This is a genomic window from Caballeronia sp. M23-90, from assembly GCF_053574605.1.
In genome coordinates this window covers 1-1016 of sequence record NZ_JBSIPA010000841.1, presented here as the reverse complement: position 1 = coordinate 1016, position 1016 = coordinate 1, and the positions used below count along the sequence as shown (strand labels likewise).

Sequence of the window (1016 nt, the reverse complement as noted above, 5' to 3'; positions counted from 1 at the left end):
TGTGGCGCGGCAGGCGCGGGTGGCGCTGGGCGACGGTATCGGTGAGCTTTTACGGGCGCGGATCGTAGTCGTGCTGATCGGCGAACGGCCGGGTTTGAGTTCGCCCGACAGCCTTGGCGTGTACCTGACTTACGAGCCGCGAGCCGGCCGGAGCGACGCCGAGCGCAACTGCATCTCGAACGTCCGGCCCGAAGGTCTTCCCTACGATGCCGCCGCGTTCAAGCTGCTTTACCTGCTCAACGAAGCGGTCCGTCTGAAGCTGACCGGCGTCAGGCTCAAGGACGATAGCGATGCGCTGTTGTCGGCGTCCGACCGCACCACGCTGCCGCCGGCCTGATGATTTGAGTGGCGTTAAAAACGAATCGGGGCGCCTTGGCAGGCGCCCCGATTCGTTACTACGCGTGCTGTGTGTGAGCCGTTAGAGCACCAGTGAACCTGCCGAGATAGCCACGACCAGGAAGATCACGAACAGCACGAGGAAAATGAAGAAGAAGATCTTGGCGATCCCCGCCGCGCCCGACGATACGCGTCCAAAGCCGAAGAATCCAGCGATAACCGATATCACCGCGAAGAGAATGGCAAGCTTGAGCATGGTTAATCCGTTGTTATGGTTGAAGTCGCAACGGTTTAGCAAAGCCTATGCCCGGCTTGTTCTTGGCGGACGTTTCTTGAAAGCGGATCGACACTCGAACCAGGAGGCGGATGGGGCACATGTAGACCGTTAGTAGCGTTTTAGATGAGCTGGCTGAAGCTCAGAAAAATCGCCGCGCTACCCTTTCGCCTTCGCCGCAGACGTCATCGATCCAAAGCCCAACGCATCGAACAGACGCTGCCGATGCGGGATCGCAAGCAGCAAGCCGATCGCGATGGCATCGGCGGCGAAACCATACGGCACGTCGAGCAAACCGCCCGTCAGCGTGAACAACACCGAATCCACGATCAGCGAGATCACCGCGCCCGCCACGAAACACACGAGGCCGTCGCGTCCTACCGCGCCCACCCAGGGCGCAAGCTGA

At 60.6% G+C, this 1016-nt stretch carries 3 protein-coding genes; 1 reads left to right on the top strand and 2 read right to left on the bottom strand.

The window, feature by feature from the left end; genetic code table 11:
• Positions 1-337, top strand: a 337-nt coding sequence (locus ACRXB1_RS36335) for an ethanolamine ammonia-lyase light chain EutC (protein WP_449494811.1), incomplete at its 5' end; no start/stop codon positions are given.
• Positions 338-418: 81 nt separating this feature from the next.
• On the opposite strand, the gene ACRXB1_RS36330 is transcribed toward ACRXB1_RS36335, so the two are convergent.
• Both ACRXB1_RS36330 and opgC read right to left on the bottom strand, forming a co-directional pair.
• Entirely contained in the window at positions 419-592 is a 174-nt protein-coding gene (locus ACRXB1_RS36330) for a DUF1328 family protein (protein WP_069638391.1), read from the bottom strand.
• 177 nt (positions 593-769) lie between these two features.
• Positions 770-1016 (bottom strand): OpgC domain-containing protein (gene opgC, locus ACRXB1_RS36325; RefSeq protein ID WP_449494810.1); only part of this gene is annotated, 247 nt, incomplete at its 5' end.

Excerpts from the sequence above, each read along its gene's own strand:
- ACRXB1_RS36330 (WP_069638391.1), bottom strand. The coding sequence starts at position 592 with ATGCTCAAGCTTGCCATTCTCTTCGCGGTGATATCGGTTATCGCTGGA.